The organism is Pseudomonas veronii (assembly GCF_002028325.1).
Classification (GTDB): domain Bacteria; phylum Pseudomonadota; class Gammaproteobacteria; order Pseudomonadales; family Pseudomonadaceae; genus Aquipseudomonas; species Aquipseudomonas veronii.
The window spans coordinates 5,670,631-5,690,086 of sequence record NZ_CP018420.1; the positions used below are offsets into that span (position 1 = coordinate 5,670,631).

The 19,456-nt window shown below is 61.9% G+C and carries 21 protein-coding genes; 11 read left to right on the forward strand and 10 right to left on the reverse strand.

Going from position 1 to position 19,456, the window contains the following annotated elements; all coding sequences use genetic code 11:
* Positions 1–6: 6 nt before the first annotated feature.
* The 3 genes from PverR02_RS25965 to flgA form a co-directional block, all read right to left on the reverse strand.
* A complete protein-coding gene (locus PverR02_RS25965) occupies positions 7–438 on the reverse strand; it encodes a flagella synthesis protein FlgN (protein ID WP_046382158.1) in 432 nt (143 codons plus the stop codon).
* A 27-nt stretch (positions 439–465) separates the two neighbouring features.
* Complete coding sequence (gene flgM / locus PverR02_RS25970) at positions 466–744, reverse strand: flagellar biosynthesis anti-sigma factor FlgM (protein ID WP_046382157.1); 279 nt, start codon at positions 742–744, stop codon at positions 466–468.
* An 88-nt stretch (positions 745–832) separates the two neighbouring features.
* Positions 833–1,492: a flagellar basal body P-ring formation chaperone FlgA gene (flgA, locus tag PverR02_RS25975; protein ID WP_227778721.1), complete on the reverse strand. Its 660-nt coding sequence runs from the start codon at positions 1,490–1,492 to the stop codon at positions 833–835.
* A gap of 162 nt (positions 1,493–1,654) precedes the next feature.
* Here flgA and flgB point away from each other — a divergent pair, with 162 nt between their 5' ends.
* The 11 genes from flgB (at position 1,655) to flgL (ending at position 11,543) form a co-directional block, all read left to right on the forward strand.
* On the forward strand, positions 1,655–2,068 hold the full coding sequence (gene flgB, locus PverR02_RS25980) for a flagellar basal body rod protein FlgB (protein ID WP_046382155.1): 414 nt from the start codon (positions 1,655–1,657) through the stop codon (positions 2,066–2,068).
* Between the two features lie 15 nt (positions 2,069–2,083).
* Positions 2,084–2,491, forward strand: a complete 408-nt coding sequence (flgC, locus tag PverR02_RS25985) for a flagellar basal body rod protein FlgC (RefSeq protein ID WP_079444649.1) — start codon at positions 2,084–2,086, stop codon at positions 2,489–2,491.
* Between the two features lie 3 nt (positions 2,492–2,494).
* A complete protein-coding gene (locus tag PverR02_RS25990) occupies positions 2,495–3,172 on the forward strand; it encodes a flagellar hook assembly protein FlgD (RefSeq protein WP_046382153.1) in 678 nt (225 codons plus the stop codon).
* A 27-nt stretch (positions 3,173–3,199) separates the two neighbouring features.
* Positions 3,200–4,348, forward strand: coding sequence for a flagellar hook protein FlgE (flgE, locus tag PverR02_RS25995; protein ID WP_079444650.1), 1,149 nt, complete (start codon positions 3,200–3,202; stop codon positions 4,346–4,348).
* A gap of 4 nt (positions 4,349–4,352) precedes the next feature.
* Complete coding sequence (locus tag PverR02_RS26000) at positions 4,353–5,093, forward strand: flagellar basal body rod protein FlgF (protein ID WP_046382151.1); 741 nt, start codon at positions 4,353–4,355, stop codon at positions 5,091–5,093.
* Between the two features lie 31 nt (positions 5,094–5,124).
* Positions 5,125–5,907 carry a flagellar basal-body rod protein FlgG gene (gene flgG, locus PverR02_RS26005; protein WP_079444651.1) on the forward strand — a complete coding sequence of 261 codons (783 nt, stop codon included), beginning with the start codon at positions 5,125–5,127 and terminating at the stop codon, positions 5,905–5,907.
* Between the two features lie 23 nt (positions 5,908–5,930).
* Positions 5,931–6,584, forward strand: a complete 654-nt coding sequence (locus PverR02_RS26010) for a flagellar basal body L-ring protein FlgH (RefSeq protein WP_046382149.1) — start codon at positions 5,931–5,933, stop codon at positions 6,582–6,584.
* Positions 6,585–6,595: 11 nt separating this feature from the next.
* On the forward strand, positions 6,596–7,714 hold the full coding sequence (locus PverR02_RS26015) for a flagellar basal body P-ring protein FlgI (RefSeq protein WP_079444652.1): 1,119 nt from the start codon (positions 6,596–6,598) through the stop codon (positions 7,712–7,714).
* Entirely contained in the window at positions 7,714–8,646 is a 933-nt protein-coding gene (flgJ, locus tag PverR02_RS26020; RefSeq protein ID WP_079444653.1) for a flagellar assembly peptidoglycan hydrolase FlgJ, read from the forward strand. Before PverR02_RS26015 ends, flgJ begins: the two co-directional genes overlap by 1 nt.
* Before the next feature lie 65 nt (positions 8,647–8,711).
* The gene (gene flgK, locus PverR02_RS26025) at positions 8,712–10,322 is read left to right on the forward strand and encodes a flagellar hook-associated protein FlgK (protein ID WP_079444654.1); all 1,611 of its coding nucleotides are present in this window, start codon (positions 8,712–8,714) and stop codon (positions 10,320–10,322) included.
* Between the two features lie 24 nt (positions 10,323–10,346).
* On the forward strand, positions 10,347–11,543 hold the full coding sequence (gene flgL / locus PverR02_RS26030) for a flagellar hook-associated protein FlgL (protein WP_079444655.1): 1,197 nt from the start codon (positions 10,347–10,349) through the stop codon (positions 11,541–11,543).
* Between the two features lie 1,381 nt (positions 11,544–12,924).
* Here flgL and PverR02_RS26035 read toward each other — a convergent pair.
* The 7 genes from PverR02_RS26035 to fliM all read right to left on the reverse strand — a co-directional run bounded on the left by PverR02_RS26035 (position 12,925) and on the right by fliM (position 19,456).
* Positions 12,925–14,103, reverse strand: a complete 1,179-nt coding sequence (locus tag PverR02_RS26035) for an integrase core domain-containing protein (RefSeq protein WP_372340312.1) — start codon at positions 14,101–14,103, stop codon at positions 12,925–12,927.
* A 1,665-nt stretch (positions 14,104–15,768) separates the two neighbouring features.
* Positions 15,769–16,557: a flagellar biosynthetic protein FliR gene (gene fliR, locus PverR02_RS26040; protein WP_079444656.1), complete on the reverse strand. Its 789-nt coding sequence runs from the start codon at positions 16,555–16,557 to the stop codon at positions 15,769–15,771.
* 6 nt (positions 16,558–16,563) lie between these two features.
* Positions 16,564–16,833, reverse strand: a complete 270-nt coding sequence (gene fliQ, locus PverR02_RS26045) for a flagellar biosynthesis protein FliQ (protein ID WP_046382143.1) — start codon at positions 16,831–16,833, stop codon at positions 16,564–16,566.
* 14 nt (positions 16,834–16,847) lie between these two features.
* The gene (gene fliP / locus PverR02_RS26050) at positions 16,848–17,540 is read right to left on the reverse strand and encodes a flagellar type III secretion system pore protein FliP (RefSeq protein ID WP_079444657.1); all 693 of its coding nucleotides are present in this window, start codon (positions 17,538–17,540) and stop codon (positions 16,848–16,850) included.
* Entirely contained in the window at positions 17,537–17,941 is a 405-nt protein-coding gene (gene fliO, locus PverR02_RS26055; RefSeq protein WP_046382141.1) for a flagellar biosynthetic protein FliO, read from the reverse strand. Before fliO ends, fliP begins: the two co-directional genes overlap by 4 nt.
* Positions 17,938–18,408: a flagellar motor switch protein FliN gene (gene fliN / locus PverR02_RS26060; RefSeq protein WP_046382140.1), complete on the reverse strand. Its 471-nt coding sequence runs from the start codon at positions 18,406–18,408 to the stop codon at positions 17,938–17,940. Before fliN ends, fliO begins: the two co-directional genes overlap by 4 nt.
* Positions 18,401–19,456, reverse strand: coding sequence for a flagellar motor switch protein FliM (gene fliM / locus PverR02_RS26065; protein ID WP_046382139.1), 1,056 nt, complete (start codon positions 19,454–19,456; stop codon positions 18,401–18,403). The genes fliN and fliM overlap by 8 nt, the downstream gene beginning before the upstream one ends.

Below are 19,456 nucleotides of genomic sequence, written 5' to 3' on the forward strand. Positions count from 1 at the left end.
CACTACTCAATCAACGCCACGCAGCCTGCGCCCATCCGGCCCATACAACTTGTTACCAATAACCGAATTCAAAAACCCGACAACCCGCTGATTACTCGCCATCCGCAGCCCCAACGCCTCGCCATTGGCGATATTAAGCTGCCGCGCCCGCCGCGCCAGTGCCTGCACTTCCCGCCAGGCCGCGACGCAATCGGCATCCTGCGCCGCCTTCAGCGCCCCCTGCCGCCCTGCCCCATAGCCGAGCTTCAACTGCGCCCCAGACCGAATCGCTTCCAACTGCTCCAGCTTCTGCAACGCCGCCTGCTTGCACGCCGTCAGTTCCTGCAGCTTTTCACCGTCGACCTTGGCCTGGGCCAATGCACGCCGTTCCAGTTCCAGCCAGTCGATCAGTTCGACGATCGCCTGCTGCTGCAACTCCAAGTGTTTCGCCAGACTCATAGGTACCTGCTGCTCATCGACCAACGCTCATGGAAGGGTTTCGCGCACGCTGGAGGCCAGGCCGTCGAAGATCGAATCCGCGCTGACCTGATAGGTGCCACTGTCGATGGCCTGGCGCAGCGCCGCGACTTTCTCCATGTCCACGTCCGCCGACGTCGCGACCTGCGAGCTGGCGGTGCTGCTGGAGACTTGCACGCCGTCGTCTAGGGTGGCTTCGAGAGGTTGCAGTTCCACGCGTTGATTACCGCCTGCTTTGCTGTCAGCGGGCGCCAGGGTGTTGGTCAGGTTTGCACTTATGATTTTCACGTTAGAGGCTTCAATTGGCTGTGGTTGGGTCAACTATCGGCAATCGCGACGGCAAACTTTGACCGGTAATCGGGTTTCGCTGAAAAAATCAGTAGCGCAGTTGCAATTCGTTCTGGCCCACCACCTGGGCGTTGAGCATTTTGCCGTCGTTGCCCATGACGCGCACGTTGCCGCCCAGGCTGCCGTTGTCCAGTGCCTTGCCTTCGCGGCGGATGGTGAATCCAGCGCCCCGGGCCTGCAGGACCACGCGGGCGTTCCGCTCGACCAGCCAACGCTCGCGCACGTGATTCACGGTGATCACCATACCCCGGCTTAGGTTGCGGCTGGCCTGGCGGCCGATGATCTGCGAAGGCTCGAACACGCTGCCTTTGGGCAGGCGCTCCAGCGGGCCGCGCTTGAGTTCCAGCATCGGCGCCTTGATCACCTCACCCGCGGCAATCCGCTGACGGCTGACCACGTAGTCGCCGACCACGCGCACGCTGACTTGCAGGTAACCCGCGACCTCGTCCAGGCAACGCACGCCCACGGCCACACGACCGATCACGCTTTGCTCCGGGCGCACCAGGTACGGCCGCGGGTGGGCGCAGGCCGCGATGCGCGCCGCCGGCTGGCCGATGTCCACGGCAACCAATTGGGCGCGCGCGGGCAAGCGTGGCGCAATCACCTCGCGCACCTGCTCCTGCAGGCCGTCCGCCTGGGCCAGGGTGCAGCACAACAGGCCCATCAAGCCCCACATCCGTCTTGTCATCGATCCCGCCCTCCGCGCTACCCAGCGCAGAATTCTAGTCGCCCCGCCAGCGAGGCAAGGCCTGAATTGGTCGTCAAATAGCGGCCTGTTTCGGCCTTTGCCGGGGCAGCCTTGGGACTAACCTGCGAGCCGTTCATTTATTTGATGCACAGGTCCGCAACCATGATCGACAAGCTCGACAACGAGCTGCGCTTTCAGCAGGACGCAATGAGTTTGCGGGCTGAGCGCCAGCAGGTATTGGCCAATAACATCGCCAACGCCGACACACCCAACTTCCGCGCGCGGGATTTCGACTTCAGCGCCGAACTGGCCAGCTCCCTGCAAAAGTCCCACACCCAGGGCCGCGGCATGACCCTGGCCACCACGTCCGACCGCCACCTGCACGCCGACTCCAGCCGCTTCGCCAGCCGCGACCTGCTCTACCGCGTGCCGGACCAACCGAGCCTGGACGGCAACACCGTGGACATGGACCGCGAACGCGCGCAGTTCACCGATAACGCCGTGCGGTACCAGGCCAGCCTGACCTTTCTGAGCAGCCGCCTGCAGTCGCTCAAGACCGCCATGCAGTCCGAATAACCCAGGGAAACCACCATGTCGATGTTCAGCATTTTCGATATCGCCGGCTCCGCGCTGAGCGCCCAGTCTCAGCGCATGAACGTAACCGCCAGCAACCTGGCCAACGCCGACACCACCAGCGGCCCGGACAACGAAGCCTACCGGGCGCGGCAGGTGGTGTTCGAGTCGCAATACCAGGCCGGCAGCAGCATCGGCGGCGTGCGCGTCAGCCAGGTGGTCGAAGACAGCTCGCCGATGCGCCAGGAATACCGCCCCGGCGACCCATTGGCCGACGAATCGGGCTTCGTGACCATGCCCAACGTCGAGCCGGTGGGCGAAATGGTCAACATGATCTCCGCGTCGCGCTCTTACCAGGCCAACGTCGAGGTCATGTCCACCAGCAAGGAAATGATGCTGAAAACTTTGACCCTAGGTGAGGCGTAAACCATGACCAGTACGATTGCCAGCTCGGTGCTGTCGACGATGAACAGCACCAGCACCACCGCCGAAAGCACCACTTCGGCGGCGGACGATTTGCAGGACCAGTTCCTCACGCTGCTGACCACCGAGCTGCAGAACCAGGACCCCACCGACCCGATGGACAACAGCGAGATGGTCACCCAGCTGGCGCAGATCAGCACCATCAGCAGCATCGAAGACGTCACCAGCACCCTGGAAGGCATCTCCAGCCAGATCAGCGCCTCCGAAACCCTGCAAGCCTCGGCCCTGGTGGGCAACGGCGTGTTGATCGACGGCAATGTGATCCAGGTCGACAGCGGCGTGGCGACCACGTTTGGCGTCACTCTGGACAGCGATGCCGACAGCGTCAGCGTCACCATCAAAGACAGCAGCGGCACCGTCGTGCGGACCCTGGACGAAGGCAGCATGAGCGCCGGCACCCAGGCGTTGTCGTGGGACGGCCTGCAAGACGACGGCACCACGGCCGCCGACGGCGCCTACACCTTCTCTATCAGCGCTACCACCGACGACGTCGCCGTGGCCAGCACCGCCCTGAAATACGCGCTGGTCACCGGCGTCACCACCGACAGCAGCAACGAAGTCGCGCTGGACCTGGGGGGCGTCAACGACAACGTCGCCCTCAGCGACATCAGTCTTGTCCTCTGACCCTCTACCTAACGAAGGAGAAACACCATGGCTTTTTCCCAAGCGCTCAGTGGTCTGTCGGCAGCGTCCACCGACCTCAACGTGGTCAGCAACAACATTTCCAACTCCCAGACCGTGGGCTTCAAAAGCTCGACCACGCAGTTCGCCGATGTGTACTCCGGCGCCGACGTCGGCCTGGGTACCCAGGTCTCGGGCGTGGTGCAGAACTTCGAATCCGGCAGCCTGACCACCACCGATAACGCCCTGGACCTGGCGATCAACGGTGACGGCTTCTTCACCTTCTCCGACGGCACGCAAACCGTGTACTCGCGCAACGGCCAACTGACCCTGACCGCCGATGGCTACCTGGAAAACGCCGCCGGCGATCAACTGCTCGGGGTCAACGGCGTGATCCAGATCCCCACCACCGGCATGCAAGCCAGCGCCAGCACCGAGCTGGACGCCGAGCTGAACCTGGACGCCAGCGAGGACATCATCACCACCACCTTCGACCAGACCGACTCGTCGACCTACTCCTATTCCACCAGCGCGACGCTCTACGATTCCCTGGGCATCAGCCACACCAGCACCCTGTATTTCAGCAAGACCGCCGACAACACCTGGGACGTACACACCGCCATCGACGGCAACCTGCTGACCGACTCCCAGACCGTCAGCTTCAGTTCCAGCGGCCTGATCACCAGCGGCGAAACCGGCACCTACACCTACGACCCGGCCAACGGCGCGGCCAGCCTGTCGCTGACCCTGGACCTGACCGGCACGACCCAGTTCGGCAACGACTCCTCGGTGTCCGACATCACCCAGAACGGCTACACCTCCGGCAGCCTGGTGAGCTTCACCATCGACGAGACCGGCACGGTGGTCGCCACCTACTCCAACGACCAGACCAAAAACATCGACCAGATCCAGCTGGCCACCTTCAGCAATGAAAACGGCCTCAAAGCCAACGGCGACAACACCTGGCTGGCCACCACCTCCTCCGGCCAGGCCCTGCTCGGCGCGGCCAGCAGCGGCTCGCTGGGCTCGATCCTGAGCGGCACCACCGAAGACTCCAACGTTGACCTGACCGCCGAACTGGTCAACCTGATCATTGCCCAGCGCAACTTCCAGGCGAACGCGAAGTCGGTGACGGCGCAGAGCGAAGTGTTGCAGCAAGCCGTGAATATCGGTTCCTGACCCTATGGATCGCATGCTCTTCACGGCCATGAGCGGGGCCAATCAGGCGCTCGAACAGCAGGCCGTTGTGGCCAACAACCTGGCCAATATCGTCACCCCGGGGTTTCGCGCGCAACTGGTGGAGATGCAGTCTTCGCCGGTGGCGGGCGAAGGCTTGCCGACCCGCGTGTCGGTGGCCGCCAACGGCGTGGGCGTGGACTGGAGCGAAGGGCCGATCGTGCATACCGACCGCGCGCTGGACGTGGCCCTTGGCGCAAACGTGATGCTCGCCGTGCAGGCCGGCAACGGCCAGGAAGCCTACACCCGGCGCGGTGACCTGCAGGTCGACGGCACCGGCGCCATGACCGTGGGCGGGCGCCCGGTGATCGGTGACGGCGGGCCGATCAGCGTGCCGCTGGGCAGCGAGGTCACCCTGGGCAGCGACGGCACCATCAGCGTGCGCGAGCTGGGCATGGAACCCCGCGGCTTGAGCCCGGTGGGCAAGTTGAAGCTGGTGTCGGCGCCGCCCGGCACCTTGCAGGCCGGCACCGACGGTTTGTTCCGCAGCGCGAACGCGCAGCCGCTGCCGGCCGACGACAGCCTGCGCGTGGCGCCCGGTGCGTTGGAAGGCAGCAACGTCAGCCCGACCAACGCCATGGTCGCGATGATCGACAACTCGCGGCGCTACGACATGCAGATGAAAGCCATCAGCACCGCCGACGAAAACGCCAAACGCGCCAACAGCCTGCTTTCCCTGCAGGGCTGACCTCCCGGTTGAATAGACAAGGAACCGAACGATGATCCGATCACTGTGGACGGCGAAAACCGGACTGGAAGCCCAGCAGGGGCAAATGGACGTGATCGCCAACAACCTGGCGAACGTCAGCACCAACGGCTTCAAGCGCTCGCGGGCAGTGTTCGAAGACCTGGTGTACCAGAACGTGCGCCAGCCCGGCGCCCAGAGCAGCACCGACACGCGCCTGCCCTCCGGCTTGCAAGTGGGCACCGGCGTGCGCGAAGTCGCCACCGAGCGCCTGCACACCCAGGGCAACCTGGAGCAGACCAGCAACTCCAAGGACCTGGCCATCAACGGCCAGGGCTTTTTCCTGGTGGACATGCCCGACGGCAGCACCGGCTACACCCGTGACGGCAGCTTCCAGCTCGATGCCAATGGCGAGATGGTTACCTCCAACGGCTACAAGCTGTCGGCCGGCGTGACCATCCCGGCCAACGCCACAGCCATCACGATCAGCAGCGACGGCATCGTCTCGGTGACCACGCCCGCCACGTCTACCTCGACCCAGGTCGGCCAATTGAACCTGGCGTTGTTCATCAACCCGGCCGGCCTGGAAAGCATCGGCCAGAACCTGTACCTGGAAACCGATGCCTCGGGCTCGCCCACCGAAACCACGCCGGGCCTGAACGGCGGCGGCACGCTGTCCCAGGGCTACGTGGAAACCTCCAACGTCAACGTGGTGGAAGAAATGGTCGGCATGATCCAGACCCAGCGCGCCTATGAAATCAACAGTAAGGCCGTCGAAAGCTCGGACGAGATGCTCCAGCGTCTGACCCAGCTCTGAGCGCCCGGTTCGAGACTCCCTTTATGGCTCACAAGTATCTTCTGGCCGGCGTGCTGGCCCTCGCCGGCTGCGATCAACTGCCCCACAAACCGGTGGTGCCCGACGAAGAAGTCCAGGCGCAGGGCTACCCCGCGCGCCTGGCCAACGGCTCGATCTACCAGAGCAGCCGCTCGCAACCGCTGTTCGAAGACCGCCGCCCGCGCATGGTCGGCGACACCCTGACCATCGAGCTGGAAGAACAGGTCAGCGCCAGCAAGAACTCCTCCTCCAATGCCAGCCGCGCCGGCTCCATGGGATTGAGCCTGGCGACCACCTCCAGCCGCGCCAGCCAGGTCGGCTCCTTTGGGCTGGATGCTTCGACGACTCATGACTTCCTGGGCGCCGGCGGTTCCCAGGCGAACAACTCGTTCACCGGCACGATTTCCGTGACGGTGATGCAGGTGATGCCCAACGGGCACTTGCGTGTGCGCGGCGACAAACAGATCGCGATCAACCAGGGCACCGAGTTCATCCGCTTTTCCGGGCTGGTCAACCCGCGCAGTATCACCGGCGAGAACACCGTGTCATCGACCCAGGTGTCCCAGGCGCGCATCGAATACGTGGGCGATGGCTACATCAACGAAGCGCAGCGGATGGGCTGGCTCCATCGCATCCTCCTCAACGTTTCCCCTTTTTGAGTACCCACGCCATGTTCACTAGAGCCGCCCGAACGTTGCGCACCCTGCTGCTGAGCTGCCCGTTGTGGCTGGGGGCAACGGTTCACGCCGAGCAGATTCGCGACATCGCCGACTTCGCCGGCATCCGCTCCAACAACCTGGTGGGCTACGGCCTGGTGGTCGGCCTGGATGGCAGCGGCGACCAGACCACCCAGAGCCCGTTCACCGAACAGGGCCTGACCAACATGTTGTCGCAATTGGGCGTGACCCTGCCGGCCGGTGCGAACATGCAGATGCGCAATATCGCGGCGGTGATCGTCACCGCCAACCTGCCGGCCCTCTCGCGCCCGGGGCAGCAGATCGATGTGGTGGTGTCGTCCATCGGCAACGCCAAAAGCCTGCGCGGCGGCACCTTGCTGATGACCCCGATGAAGGGCGCCGATGGCGAGGTGTACGCCATGGCACAGGGCAACCTGCTGGTGGGCGGCGCCGGCGCGTCGGCCAACGGCAGCAGCGTGACGGTCAACCAGTTGGCCGGCGGGCGCATCAGCCGAGGCGCGATTATCGAGCGCACGGTGGCGCTGAATTTGAACAACGACCACGGCCTGCTCGGTTTGTCCCTGCACGAACCGGACTCGGCCACGGCACAACGCGTGGTGTATGCGATCAACCTGGAAATGCGTCGAACCGTGGCCTCGGCGGTGGACGGCGGGATGATCGAGATTCAGGGCCCGGTGTCGCCCAATGAGCGCACCAACTTCATGGCGCGCATCGAGAGCATCGAAGTGCTGCCGATCCAGGCGCGCCCCAAGGTGATCCTCGATTCGCGCACCGGCTCCATTGTGCTCAACAGCTCGGTGAAGCTGTACCGCGCCGCCGTGGCACACGGCAATTTGTCGGTGATCATCGACACCACCAACACGGTCAGCCAGCCCGGCGCCTTCAGTGGCGGCCAGACGACGACCAGCTCCCAGAGCAATATTTCCATCGAGTCCCAAGGCGGTTCGCTGCATTTGCTCGAAGGCACGGCGAACCTGATGGACGTGATCAAGGGCCTGAATGCGCTCGGCGCCACGCCACAGGACCTGATGGTGATCTTGCAGGCGCTCAAGGCGGCCGGTTCCTTGCGGGCCGAGTTGGAGATCATCTGATGAACAAAGGCGGCAGTACCGATGGCTTTGCCCTGGATGTGCAAGGCCTGGACCGGCTGCGCAACAGCGCGCACCTGGACCCGCAATCGGGGCTCAAGCAAGCCAGCAAGCAGTTCGAGGCGCTGTTCCTGCAGATGATGCTCAAGAGCATGCGGGCGGCGGTGCCCAAGTCGGAGATGTCGAACAACTCGCAGACCGAGATGTACACCGAGATGCTCGACCAGCAGTGGGCCCAGAGCCTGGCGGGCAAAGGTATCGGCCTGGCCGAGCAACTGACCCGACAACTGAGCGGCTACACCACCCGGCAGGCGCCTGAACTGGACAGCGCCACCACAGCCTTCCTCGACCTGCCGCCCTCGCGCCCCACGCCGTTTGCCAGCCCGGCGTTCGATGCCTGGAAACGCCGTGAAGTCAGCGGCGGCGACAAGGACCAGCCCGAGCATGTACAGGCGTTTATCGCGCGCTTGAGCGAACCGGCGCAAAAGGCCGCCCGCGCCAGTGGCGTACCCGCCGAGTTGATCCTGGCCCAGGCCGCCCTGGAAACCGACTGGGGCCGGCGCACCATCACCACTGCCCAGGGCGCCGACAGCCACAACCTGTTCGGCATCAAGGCCGGCGGCCAGTGGCAAGGCGCGACGACCCAGGTGATGACCACCGAATACACCGACGCCCAAGCGCAAAAACAGCTGGAAGCGTTTCGTGTCTATACCTGCGACGACGCTGCCTTCAACGACTATGCACGCCTGATGCGCAACCGCCCCGGTTATGCCGCCGTGCGCAATGCCGTCGATGCGCCCCAGGCCGCCATCGCGTTGCAACAGGGCGGTTACGCCACCGACCCGCGCTATGCACAGAAGCTGATTTCGGTGATGGCCACCATCGGTCCGCTGCGCAACGTGCCGGCCGTGGCGCAACTGCAAAACGATTTATAGAACAGGGGTCAAGTTGCCCTTTCGCCGGGCCGATAGTGCCAACCATGTAGCCCAGGAGCTTCTCGATGAGCATTATTTCCATTGGCGTCAGCGGCCTGACCGCCGCGCAGATCGCCCTCAGCACCAGCAGCAGCAACACCACCAACGCCTACACGGCGGGCTACACCTTGCAGGTGGCGAACTTCTCCGAATCCACCTCGGGCAGCGGCGTGCAGATCGCCAGCGTCGACCGCCAGTACAACCAATTCGTCACCAGCCAGCTCAACAGCTCCATCAGCGCCGAAAGCGCGCTGTCGACCTACCAGACTGAAGTCGACCAGATCGATAGCCTGCTGGCCGATGGCGATGCCAGCCTCGACACCCTGATACAAAGCTTCTTCTCGTCGATCCAGACCCTGACCTCCGACGCCAGCGACACCGCCGCGCGCGAAGAAGTGGTCGGCGCCGCGCAAACCCTGACCTCGCAGTTCACCCAGTTGGGCAGCTACCTGGACGACATGGCCAGCGACGTGAACAGCCAGATCAGCGACCAGGTCACCCAGGTCAACGACCTCACCGAACAGATCGCCGGCCTCAACAAAAAGATCAGCCTGTCCGACGCCCTGGGTTCGACGTCCAACGCCCTGCTCGACCAGCGCGACCTGCTGGTCAGCCAGCTCAGTGAACTGGTGGACGTGGATGTCACCACCCAAAGCAACGGCAGCTACACCGTGGCACTGAGCAACGGCCTGGCGCTGGTGTCGGGCAATGACAGCTTCGATCTGCAGACCGCCGTCTCGGCCAGCGACCCGACGCAAACCGTGGTCACCTACGTCGACGCCGCCGGCCACACCACGGTGCTCGACGACTCCACCTTCGAAGGCGGCTCCCTGGGCGGCCTGATGGACTTTCGCGACACCAGCCTGAGCGACGCGCAAAACCAGCTGGGCATCCTGGCAGTGAGCCTGACCCAAGCCTTCAACACCTTGCAGGCAGCAGGCATCGACCTGAATGGCGACAGCGGCAGCGCGTTCTTCTCGGTGGATGACCCGAGCATCTACGGCAACACCCAGAACACCGGCGACGCGACGCTGAGCGCGACCTTTACCGACGATGTCAGCGCCCTGAGCGCTACCGACTACACCGTCAAGTATTCCGCCACCGACGGCTACACGGTGACCCGCAACGACAGCGGCGCCAGCGTCACCTCGACCTACGACGCCAATAACGACACCCTGACCTTCGCCGGCATGAGCGTGGCCATCAGCGGCACCGCCGATGACGGCGACAGTTTCCTGGTACTGCCCACACGCAACGCCGCCAGCAGTTTCAGCACCTTGACCAGCGACGGCAGCCTGATCGCGGCAGGCACCTCCACCGGCAGCAGCGACAACAGCAATGCCCTGGCGATGCTCAACCTGCAGACCGACAGCATCGTCGGCGGCAGCAAGACCCTCAGCCAGACCTACTCGGCACTGGTCAGCGACGTGGGCAGTACCGCCAGCAAGGTCGCCGGGCAACTGGAAACCCAGTCGGGCCTCACCGAGCAACTGACCACGCTGCAACAGTCGGAATCGGGGGTGAACCTGGATGAAGAGGCGGCCAACCTGATCGTCTACCAGCAGTATTACCAGGCCTGCGCGAAGGTGGTCGAAGTGGGCACGTCCCTGCTCGACACCCTCCTCGATATCAACTGATAACTTTCTGAGCGGAGCGACGCCATGCGCCTCAGCAGTGCGACGATTTACAACCAAAGCCTGAACTCGATGCTCACCCAGGAAAGCGCCTACCAGGACGCCGCCCAGGAAGTGTCCAGCGGCACCCGGGTGGTCAACCCTTCGGATGATTCGCTGGCCGCCGCCCAGGCCGTCAACGTGCGCCAGGCCATCGCCGCGAATACGCAATATGCCGACTCGCGCAGCACCATCAGCACGTCCTTGTCCCAGGAAGAAAGCACCCTGGACAGCATCAACGATGCCATCACCAGCGCCAAGGCGCTGATCGTGCAAGCCAACAACGGCACCTTGAGCGACGCTGACCGCGAGTCCATCGCCACCTCGCTGCAAGGGGTGTACGACACGCTGGTGACACTGGCCAACGCCACCGACAGCAACGGCAACTATCTGTTTTCCGGCTACCAGAGCCAAAGCCCGGCGTTTGCCACCGATGCCAATGGCGATCTGGTGTATCAGGGCGACAACAACGCGGTCACACAACAGGTCAGCTCCACTCAGAGCATGGCCAGCGGCGATACCGGGGCGACGATTTTCCTTTCGGTGAGCAGTTCGGCGGGGTTTATCGCCGAGGCCGGCGACAATAGCGGCAGCGTGACCTACAGCGGCCCGACCATTACCGATACCCAGGACGCCAATTACGGCAGCGGCTTCAGCCTGACCTTCAGCACCGCCGCCGACGGCACCGCGCAATACAGCCTCGACGGCGCCACCCCGGTGACGTACACCTCGGGCGACACGCTGGAAGTCAACGGCCTGTCCCTGACCTTGAGCGGCACCCCGGTGGACGGCGACACGGTTACCGTGAGCAAGGCCGCCGACGCCGACCCGGACCTGTTCGCGACCCTGAAAAACCTGATCTCGGTGCTGCAGACCCCGGTGGAAACCGACGCCGACCAGGCCAACCTGGACAACACCCTGTCCACCGCCAGTCGCCAACTGAGCAATGCCCAGGACAACGTACTCACAGTGCAGACCTCTGTCGGCTCGCGGCTTAACCAGCTGGACGTGCTCGACACCATCGGCGACGACCTGGCACTGAGCTACACCGAACGCCTGTCGGGGTTGGTGGATGCCGACTACACCGAGTCGGTCACCGAGTACACCGCACTGCAAGTGGCCTTGCAGGCGGCGCAGCAGACCTTCGTCAGCATCCAAAAGATGTCGCTGTTCGAATACATCTAAAACTGTGAGAGGGAGCTTGCTCCCGATAGCGGTAGATCAGTCACCAGATGCATGGGCTGAAACACCGCCATCGGGGGCAAGCCCCCTCCCACAGTTGGACCGTGGCAGTTGATTGGCCAAAAATAGTCCTAAACCAAGCCCACAAAAGCCCATCAACTGCGACGCCCCCATGTCACTGTTCAAACACATCAAAAACTGTGGGAGGGAGCTTGCTCCCTCCCACAGTTGGACCGTGGCAGTTGATTGGCCAAAAATAGTCCTAAACCAAGCTCACAAAAGCCCATCAACTGCGACGCCCCCATGTCACTGTTCGAACACATCAAAAACTGTGGGAGGGAGCTTGCTCCCGATAGCAGTAGATCAGTCACCAGATGCATGGGCTGAAACACCGCCATCGGGGGCAAGCCCCCTCCCACAGTTGGACCGTGGCAGCTGATTGGCCAAAAATAGTCCTAAAGCCCACAGAAGCCCATCAACTGCGACGCCCCCATGCCACTGTTCAAACACATCAAAAACTGTGGGAGGGAGCTTGCTCCCGATAGCGATAGATCAGTCACCAGATGCATGGGCTGAAACACCGCCATCGGGGGCAAGCCCCCTCCCACAGTTGGACCGTGGCAGTTGATTGGCCAAAAATAGTCCTAAACCAAGCTCACAAAAGCCCATCAACTGCGACGCCCCCATGTCACTGTTCGAACACATCAAAAACTGTGGGAGGGAGCTTGCTCCCGATAGCGGTAGATCAGTCACCAGATGCATGGGCTGAAACACCGCCATCGGGGGCAAGCCCCCTCCCACAGTTGGACCGTGGCAGTTGATTGGCCAAAAGTAGTCCTAAACCCAGCCCACAGAAGCCCATCAACTGCGACGCCCCCATGTCACCGTTCAAACACATCAAAAACTGTGGGAGGGAGCTTGCTCCCGATAGCGCTGGATCAGTCATCAGATGCATGGGCTAAAACACCACCATCGGGGGCAAGCCCCCTCCCACAGTTGGACCGTGGCAGTTGATTGGCCAAAAGTAGTCCTAAACCAAGCTCACAAAAGCCCATCAACTGCGACGCCCCCATGTCACTGTTCAAACACATCAAAAACTGTGGGAGGGAGCTTGCTCCCGATAGCGCTGGATCAGTCACCAGATGCATGGGCTGAAACACCGCCATCGGGGGCAAGCCCCCTCCCACAGTTGGACCGTGGCAGTTGATTGGCCAAAAGTAGTCCTAAACCAAGCTCACAGAAGCCCATCAACTGCGACGCCCCCATGTCGCTGTTCGAATACATCTAAAACTGTGGGAGGGAGCTTGCTCCCGATAGCGGTAGATCAGTCACCAGATGCATGGGCTGAAACACCGCCATCGGGGTGTACAGACGGAGACATCCTTTACAAACGAGACCGGGGACATCCTTTACGTTTCTGGGTGCTGGACAGCCGGCTTGCACCGCTGTCTAGCCTACCCAGTGGATAGTTACATAGGTACATGTCCCACACGTTGTCGTCCACTTCTCGCAGTCCAACGGACTCTCCTACCAGTGACTCACTCAAAAAGATCATCCTGCCCCTCCACTTCATTGATCCGTCTGTTCTGACTTTGCGTACCTCCATATCCGCTCCATATTCGGCAGGAGGTACCCAGCCTGTATAGATCCTTGGCGATTTATCGTACAGATCGTTCGGCACTTTCATACCCAACGCCTCGTGCGGCCGATCATGATTGAATTCCTGTCGAAATCGTTCAAACGCCAACTGCTGCTGGACCATATTGGCTTCTGGCGTCTTCAGTAACGCGGCCTTGAGTGAGCGATGCATACGCTCATGCCGCCCGTTCTGATCGGGTCGCCCCGGCTGAATACGCTCTGGGTAGATACCCAGTCGTATCCACCATACGGCCAGACTCGAGAGCCTGTTGAGGCCGGTTGAAGCGAAGGGTGAACCGTTGTCAGTCCTGATGACGTCAGGCAGACCATACTCGCGAAAAGCCCAGTCAAAACCCTCGCGGGCCCCAGCCACACTGGGCTGAGCACGACACAACAATATGAATCTGCTGGCCTGATCCGTGAGTGTCAGCGGGTAACAGCGTCGGCCATCCGTCATTAAAAAGTCACCTTTGAAGTCAGCGGCCCACGTTTGATTGGGGAGGTCTGCCGGGCGAAGTTTGACGGGGCCGGTAGGCGGACGATTGCGCTTGCGCCGCTCTTGGACCAGTCCCGCTCGTTTGAGCCATTCCCCCGCCGTGCTGGGTGCCGGCCAATGACATTCCGGATAGCGATTGGAAAGGACCTTGACCAGCTTTTTGGGGCCCCAGTCATGGTGTTGATGCTTGAGCTCAATTAGAGCAGCAATATGTGCATCGCACGTTTGAAAAGGGCTTGAGAGTGGACGGCGTGAAGCCTCCTTGAGTCCGTCCAAGCCCGCAGTGGCGTACCGTTGCAGCCACTTGTCCAAGGTCGGTCGACTAATGCCGTAGCTCAATGCCAGTTGACGTTTTGAATAGGCGCCGGACAGCCAGTCGCCTATCAATCTGACTTTTTGGTCCATAGGGGACTCTCGATTCCATGACATGGCCAGTTACCTCCTGGCCATGATTAATACATGTAAACGATGTCTCCGGTTTCAAACGTAAAGGATGTCTCCGGTCTGTACCGGGGCAAGCCCCCTCCCACAGTTGGACCGTGGCAGCTGATTGGCCAAAAGTAGTCCTAAACCCAGCCCACAGAAGCCCATCAACTGCGACGCCCCCATGTCACTGTTCAAACACATCAAAAACTGTGGGAGGGAGCTTGCTCCCGATAGCGCTGGATCAGTCACCAGATGCATGGACTGAAACACCGCCATCGGGGGCAAGCCCCCTCCCACAGTTGGACCGTGGCAGCTGGTTGGCCAAAAATAGTCCTAAACCCAGCCCACAGAAGCCCATCAACTGCGACGCCCCCATGTCACTGTTCAAACACATCAAAAACTGTGGGAGGGAGCTTGCTCCCGATAGCGATAGATCAGTCACCAGATGCATGGGCTGAAACACCGCCATCGGAAGCAAGCCCCCTCCCACAGTTGGACCGTGGCAGTTGATTGGCCAAAAGTAGTCCTAAACCCAGCCCACAGAAGCCCATCAACTGCGACGCCCCCATGTCACTGTTCAAACACATCAAAAACTGTGGGAGGGAGCTTGCTCCCGATAGCGCTGGATCAGTCACCAGATGCATGGGCTGAAACACCGCTATCGGGGGCAAGCCCCCTCCCACAGTTGGACCGTGGCAGTTGATTGGCCAAAAGTAGTCCTAAACCAAGCTCACAAAAGCCCATCAACTGCGACGCCCCCATGTCACTGTTCAAACACATCAAAAACTGTGGGAGGGGGCTTGCTCCCGATAGCGCTGGATCAGTCATCAGATGCATGGACTGAAACACCGCCATCGGGGGCAAGCCCCCTCCCACAGTTGGACCGTGGCAGCTGATTGGCCAAAAATAGTTCTAAACCCAGCCCACAGAAGCCCATCAACTGCGACGCCCCCATGTCACTGTTCAAACACATCAAAAACTGTGGGAGGGAGCTTGCTCCCGATAGCGCTGGATCAGTCACCAGATGCATGGGCTGAAACACCGCCATCGGGGGCAAGCCCCCTCCCACAGTTGGACCGTGGCAGCTGACTGGCCAAAAATAGTCCTAAACCCAGCCCACAAAAGCCCATCAACTGCGACGCTCCCATGTCACTGTTCAAACACATCAAAAACTGTGGGAGGGAGCTTGCTCCCGATAGCGCTGGATCAGTCACCAGATGCATGGGCTGAAACACCGCTATCGGGGGCAAGCCCCCTCCCACAGTTGGACCGTGGCAGCTGATTGGCCAAAAGTAGTCCTAAACCCAGCCCACAGAAGCCCATCAACTGCGACGCCCCCATGTCACTGTTCGAACACATCAAAAACTGTGGGAGGGAGCTTGCTCCCGATAGCGCTGGATCAGTCACCAGATGCATGGGCTGAAACACCGCCATCGGGGGCAAGCCCCCTCCCACAGTTGGACCGTGGCAGCTGATTGGCCAAAAATAGTCCTAAACCCAGCCCACAAAAGCCCATCAACTGCGACGCCCCATGTCACTGTTCGAATACATCTAAAACTGTGGGAGGGAGCTTGCTCCCGATAGCGATAGATCAGTCACCAGATGCATGGGCTGAAACACCACCATCGGAAGCAATCCCCCTCCCACAGTTGGACCAGGGTGCATGAGTCAAGCAAGGGTCATGTTGTCGACAAGGTACTGCATGAAGTGCAGGGTGTTGGTGAGCAGGCTGGCCAGAAACGGTCCCAGGTCGCCCATCACCACCATCAGCAGGATCAGGCCCACGGACAAGGTCAGCGGGAAGCCTACCGAGAACACCGTCAACTGTGGCGACACCCGGTTGAGAATGCCCATGGCCAGGCTGATGATCAGCAGCGTGGCGACCATCGGCAAAGCCAGCAACAGGCCAGTGAGAAAGATCGTGCTGCCATAGCGCGCAATCAGGTTCCAGGCGTTGGGGTCAAAACGCAGGTGGCCGATGGGCAGCGTCTTGAACGTGGTCGCCAGCAGTTCGAGCACCATGAGGTGGCCGTCCAGCGCGAGGAACATCAGGATCGTGATCATGCCCAGGTAGCGCGACAGCACCAAGCTGTTGGTGCTGGTATCGGCGGAAAAGAACGTGGCAAACGCCAGCCCCATCTGCATGCCGCAGATATCGCCGGTCATCTCCACCACCGCCAGCGTCACGCGCATCACCATGCCCAGCGACATGCCGATCAGCACCTGCTCCACCGTCACCCCAAGGCCGGCCCAGGAAAACAGCGACACCTCCGGCAGCGCCGGCAAATTGGGCGCCAGCAAGAAAGCCAGCAGCATCGCCAGGCCGACCTTCACCTGGCTCGACACGTTTTTGTGGCCGAGGATAGGGTCGCTCATCAGGTACGCCAGCACCCGGCAGAACGGCCAGAAAAAGCTGGTGAGCCACAGTTGCAGTTGCGCCGAACTGACCTCGATCAAGGTGCGTCAGCCAATCAACGTGGGCAGGCTGGTGAACAGCGCGCGGGTGTAGTCCACCAGCATTTCCATGATCAAGGGCCCGGCGATCACCAGCACCACGCACACACCGATGATCTTGGGGATAAACGAGAGGGTCGATTCGTTGATCTGCGTGGCCGCCTGGAACAGGCTCACCAGCAAGCCGACAAACAGCGTCACGAACAACACGGGCGCGGCCACGATCATGCTCATCCGCATGCCTTTGTAAGCCAGATCCATGACCATTTCCGGCGTCATCGTCTACGTCCTCATCAGGTATAAAAACTCTGCGCCAGGGAACCGAGCAGCAACTGCCAGCCGTCTACCAGCACAAACAGCATCAACTTGAACGGCAGCGAGATGGTCGACGGCGGCACCATCATCATGCCCAGCGCCATCAACACGCTCGCCACCACCAGGTCGATGATCAGGAACGGGATAAAAATGGTGAAACCGGCCTGGAACGCGGTCTTCAATTCACTGGTGACAAAGGCCGGCAGCAACACACGCATGGGCACATCCTCCGGCCCTTGCAGGTCGCCGATGCGCGCCACCCGTGCGAATAATGCGAGGTCGCCCTGGCGGGTCTGGGTCAGCATGAAGACGCGAAACGGCTGGCTGCCCTTGTCGAGAAATTGCTCCACCGTGATCTCGTCCCGGGAGAACGGCTGCCAGGCGGTTTCGTATGCCTGGTCGAGGGTTGGCGACATGACGAAAAACGTCAGGAACAGCGCCAGCCCCAGCAGCACCTGGTTCGGCGGCGCCGAGGTGGTGCCGATGGCCGTGCGCAGCAGGCCGAGCACAATGATGATGCGGGTGAACCCGGTCATCATCAGCAGCACCGCCGGCAGGAACGCCATGGCGCTGAGCAGCAGCAGGGTCTGCAGGCTCAGCGACCATTGCTGGCCGCCGGCCTGGCCGGTGAAGGCGCTCAGGCCCTGCATCGCCGGTTCCAGGGCCGTCATGAGGCGCGCCCCTTGCGCAGGTTGTGCTTCAGCGCATGCGTCAGGCGTTCGGCAAAACTGTCGCCCGGTGCGACCGCCGCCGGCTCAGGCTCGGCTGCTGGCGCGTCCATTTGCGCCAGGGCGGTGACTTGCTGGGCCGTCACCCCCAGCACCAGCCATTGGCCGCGCACCTCCACAATCACCACCTTTTCACGCTGGCCCAGCCCGGTGCTGCTGACCACCCGCAGCATCTTCCCCGGTGCCAACGGCCGTGAACCCATGCGCCGCGCGAGCCAGCCGCACACCAGCACGCAGGCGAGCACCACCACCAGCGCCAGGCCGGTCTTGCCCAGCAATGCCAGGTTCATCACGTTGTCCGAGGGCACGCCAAGGGGCGCGGGTGTTGCGCTGACCAGGCTCATCGGTTGAGCTTTTGCACGCGTTCGGACGGAGTAATGATTTCCGTGATCCGAATGCCGTATTTGTCATCCACCACCACCACTTCGCCCTGGGCGATCAGGTAGCTGTTGATCAGGATGTCCATCGGTTCCCCCGCCAGGCCGTCCAGCGCCAGCACCGAGCCCTGGGCCAGTTCCAGCAATTGCTTGATGGTGATTCGGGTGCGGCCCAGTTCCACGCTGAGCTTGACCGGAATATCCATGATCATTTCCAGCTCACGCGCAGCCGCCGCAGGTGCTGGCACCGGCAACGGCTTGAACAGGCTCGAGCCTACGCTTGGCGCCGGGCCGGCAACCGCCGCGTCGGCTTGCTCCTGTTCGGCCAAGGCCGCCGCCCACGGGTCGTCGTCACCGGCTTCGGCGGCCTGTTCGGCCAGGGCGTCAGCCCATTCATCGGGCTCTTGGGGCTCGAGGGTGTTTGAATCAGTCATGATCGGATTCCTTGGCAGTGGACACGTGGCCCTTCACGAATCGGCTGGTAGAAGAGGAGGAAAGGCTCAGCGAGTGATCGACCAGGTCCTTCACAAGTAACGCGCGCACGCCGTTCTGGCTGCCGTATTCGCAGGTCATGACCGGCACGCCGTCGACCCGCGCACTGACGATCTCGGGCAGGTCGATAGGCAGCACATCGCCGACTTTGAGCGCCATGACCTGGCCCATTCGCGCATCCAGCTCGACAAAATCGGCGATCAGCTCAATCTCGGAATGGGTGATCTCGCCGGCCATGCGCTTGTTCCAGTGGCGCTCTTCCTCGGGATTGGTATCCGTCAGCGGGCCGTTGAGCAGTTGGCGCATCGGCTCGATCATCAGGTACGGGATCACGATGTTGAAATCGCTGGACAGGTTGCCGACCTCCAGGTGGAAGGTGGCATTCACCACGATTTCATTCGGTGAACTGGTGATGTTGGCGAACTTGGCCTGCATCTCGGAACGCAGGTATTCGATTTCCAGGGGGTAGACCGACTTCCAGGCGTCCTTGTAGGCATCCACCGACAACCCCAGCAAACGCCGGATGATGCGCTGTTCGGTGTGGGTGAACTCGCGACCTTCGGACTTGGTCACGAAACGCCCGTCGCCGCCGAACAGGTTGTCCACCACCATGAACACCACGCTGGGCGGGAACACCACCAGGGCCGTGCCGCGCAGCGGTTTCATGGCCAACAGATTGATGTTGGTGGGCATCGGCATGTGCATCGAGAATTCGCTGTAGCTCTGGTAGCGCACGCTTTTGACGGTGATATCGATGCTGCGCCGGATCAGGTTGAACAGGCTCATGCGAAAGTAACGGGCGAAGCGTTCGTTGATGATGTCCAGGGCGTGCAAACGCTCATGGATCACCCGGTGCTGGGTCGCCGGGTCGTAAGGGCGCACCCGCGCGGCGTCCAGGGTGTCGGCGTCATCCGCCGCAGCGTCGCCGTCGTCGCCCCCGCGAAGCAACATGTCGATCTCGTCCTGGGAGAGCAAATCGTCAATGGCCAT